A 3,085-nucleotide genomic window follows, 5' to 3' on the forward strand; every position below is an offset into this window, starting at 1 on the left:
CCACTAATGTAGGTTTTTTTTTATATATAATTTAAATACAAAATGGATAGCACACTACTAATAATTGTTTCAGGTATAATAGGTATTGCGGCTGGTTTTGGAATTGCCAAAATCATAGAAAAAAAGCAATATTTCTAATTTAATAAAAAACGCAAAAAAAGAAGCTTCTTCTATTTTGAAAGATGCCAATTTAGAGGCAGAAAACATTAAAAAAGATAAAATTCTTCAAGCAAAAGAAAAATTTATCGAATTGAAATCGGAGCACGAGCAGGTGATTTTGGCTAGAGATAAAAAAGTAGCCGAAGTTGAAAAAGAGTTCGTGATAAAGAATCTCAAGTTTCGAGTGAATTGTCTAAAGCAAAAAAAATCAACGATGATTTCGAAGCAAAAAAAGCTGAATTTCAAGCCAAAATTGAAGTTCTAGACAAGAAACAAGTAGAAGTTGAAAGATTGCATAAAAGCCAATTACAACAACTTGAAGTAATTTCTGGATTATCTGCTGAAGAAGCTAAAGAACAATTAGTAGAAGGATTAAAAGGCTGAAGCTAAATCAAAAGCGATGTCTCACATTCAAGACACTATTGAAGAAGCCAAATTAACTGCGCAGCAAGAAGCTAAAAAAATCATCATCAAACACTATTCAACGTGTTGGAACAGAAGAAGCTGTTGAAAATTGCGTGTCTGTTTTCAATATCGAATCCGATGATGTAAAAGTAGAATTATTGGACGTGAAGGTAGAAACATTCGTGCACTAGAAGCTGCTACAGGGGTTGAAATCATTGTAGACGATACGCCAGAAGCGATTATTCTTTCTTGTTTCGATCCTGTTAGAAGAGAAATAGCTCGTTTATCGTTACATAAATTAGTAACTGATGGACGTATTCACCCTGCAAGAATTGAAGAAGTTGTAGCCAAAACCACCAAACAAATTGATGACGAAATCATAGAAGTTGGTAAACGTACAGTTATTGATTTAGGCATTCACGGATTACATCCTGAATTGATCAAAGTAGTAGGACGTATGAAGTACCGTTCTTCTTATGGACAAAATTTATTGCAACACTCTCGTGAAGTTTCTAAGCTTTGTGGAATTATGGCAGCCGAATTAGGCTTAAATGTTAAACTAGCCAAAAGAGCTGGCTTACTTCACGATATTGGAAAAGTTAGTAATTTTCTTCGGAGTGGGTCATCATATAATATTTAATCAACTCTTTCAGAGTTCAAAACTCTGAAAGGGTTTTTAATTGTTAGTATTATTTTTTAGGATTGTTAATCAATACTAATGGAATTGAAATCTTGTGACGCAAATGATCGATTGTGGTTCCCAATAGTAAATCTTTAAATCCAGTATGGCCATGCGTACCCATAATAAGCAAATCGAATTTGCCTTTATTGACCAATTTGGAAGTACTTTGTTGGGCTCCCAAAACCAAGTAGGGTTTTGACATGGAAACCTTTTTCTTGAAACATGGCTTTATATCTAGTAATAACTTTTCGTCAATCGTAGTCTCGTGATCGTCGGTTTGTTTGCCGTACATCATGGCCCCAACGGTTTCTACCACATGAATCAAAGTATATTCGGCTTCTTTTCCTCCTAAATTAAAAGCATAATTCAGGGCCGTTTCGTCAGCAAAAGAAAAGTCGACGGCAATCGCAATTTTTTCTGGATGCTGCGCTTGAGTGGCGTTGAATTGTAATTGTAAATTATGAGGAGAATGATTTTGAATATGAACTTTGCTTTGCGATAAAAAGGGTCGCACCACGATGTAGAGCAGTAAAACCAAAAATCCGATAGCAAGAGGAACTACTGTGAACCACAACACCATTGAGTTTTGAGATTCTGACAACCAACCTTGAATCTCGTCAAAAACCAATTTAGCGTTGAGCGAAACAATAATCAAAGCTATCGTCCAAGCGGCTATTTTAGTCAGCGTGTTGATATGAAACCATTCATTTTGTTTTTATCGCTTACAAAAATGAATCAATGGAATAATGGCAAATCCCAATTGTAAACTCAAAATCACTTGACTGAAAATAAGTAGTTTTCCTGTGACACTTTCGCCATAAATCAAGATTACAATAACTGCTGGAACTATGGCTATTATTCTGGTAATAATGCGGCGAACCCAAGGCTGAATGCGTAAATTCAAATAGCCTTCCATTACGATTTGACCCGCTAAAGTTCCCGTGATTGTTGAACTCTGTCCCGCAGCAATCAAAGCCACAGCAAATAGGATAGAGGCCCATTTAGTGCCTAAAATTGGTGCCAAAAAATTTATGAGCATCTTGAATTTCGGCTACCTCAAATAGCCCGTTTTTGTAGAAGGTGGCGGCTGCTAAAATCAAAATAGCAGCATTCACAAAAAAAGCCAAATTCAGTGCAATCGTTGAATCAATTAGGTTGTATTTTAAGGCTTGTCGAATGCCTTTCGGACTGCGGTCAAATTTTCGGGTTTGTACCAAAGACGAATGCAAGTACAAATTGTGCGGCATAACCGTGGCTCCAATGATTCCAATAGCAATGTAAAGCGCCGCTTCAGTAGGAAGAGAGGGAATCAATCCCAAAACTACTTTATCGAGTTCGGGTTGCGCAAAAAACATTTCAAAGACGAATGAAAATCCTATGATGGCTACCAAAACTATGATAAAAGCTTCCATTTTTCGGATGCCTTTGTTGATTAAGAACAGGAGTAAAAAGGTATCCAAAACTGTAATCAAAACGCCTTCAATCAACGGAATGTCAAAGAGTAAATTAATTCCAATCGCCATTCCGAGTACTTCGGCCAAATCACAAGCAGCAATGGCAATTTCGGCCAAAAAATATAAAATATAATTCACAAAAGGCGAATAGGTTTCGCGCGAGGCTTGCGCCAAATCACGTTGGGTGACAATCCCTAAACGCGCACTCAAACTTTGCAATAGCAAGGCCATAAGATTACTCATCAGTAATACCCACAATAGTGAATAACCAAATTGACTTCCGCCAGCAATATCAGTTGCCCAGTTGCCTGGATCCATATAGCCTACACTTACGAGATAAGCTGGGCCTAGAAAAGCAAGGATTTTTCTAAACTTTGATTTTTTT

3 protein-coding genes and 1 pseudogene are annotated in these 3,085 nt (G+C 36.8%); 1 reads left to right on the top strand and 3 read right to left on the bottom strand.

The window, feature by feature from the left end:
- Positions 1-42 precede the first annotated feature (42 nt).
- Positions 43-1,165, top strand: a pseudogene (locus BXU11_RS18505) (Rnase Y domain-containing protein); the annotation flags it as partial.
- Between the two features lie 88 nt (positions 1,166-1,253).
- On the opposite strand, the gene BXU11_RS18275 reads toward BXU11_RS18505, so the two are convergent.
- The 3 genes from BXU11_RS18275 to BXU11_RS18280 form a co-directional block, all read right to left on the bottom strand.
- The gene (locus BXU11_RS18275) at positions 1,254-1,901 is read right to left on the bottom strand and encodes a universal stress protein (protein ID WP_223253791.1); all 648 of its coding nucleotides are present in this window, start codon (positions 1,899-1,901) and stop codon (positions 1,254-1,256) included.
- Positions 1,902-1,961: 60 nt separating this feature from the next.
- On the bottom strand, positions 1,962-2,270 hold the full coding sequence (locus BXU11_RS18510) for a divalent metal cation transporter (protein ID WP_255373972.1): 309 nt from the start codon (positions 2,268-2,270) through the stop codon (positions 1,962-1,964).
- The coding region (locus tag BXU11_RS18280) for an Nramp family divalent metal transporter (protein WP_255373973.1) at positions 2,248-3,085 on the bottom strand (838 nt) is incomplete at its 5' end. The genes BXU11_RS18510 and BXU11_RS18280, both read right to left, overlap by 23 nt.

This window comes from Flavobacterium sp. LM5 (assembly GCF_002017945.1).
Classification (GTDB): Bacteria; Bacteroidota; Bacteroidia; order Flavobacteriales; family Flavobacteriaceae; genus Flavobacterium; species Flavobacterium succinicans.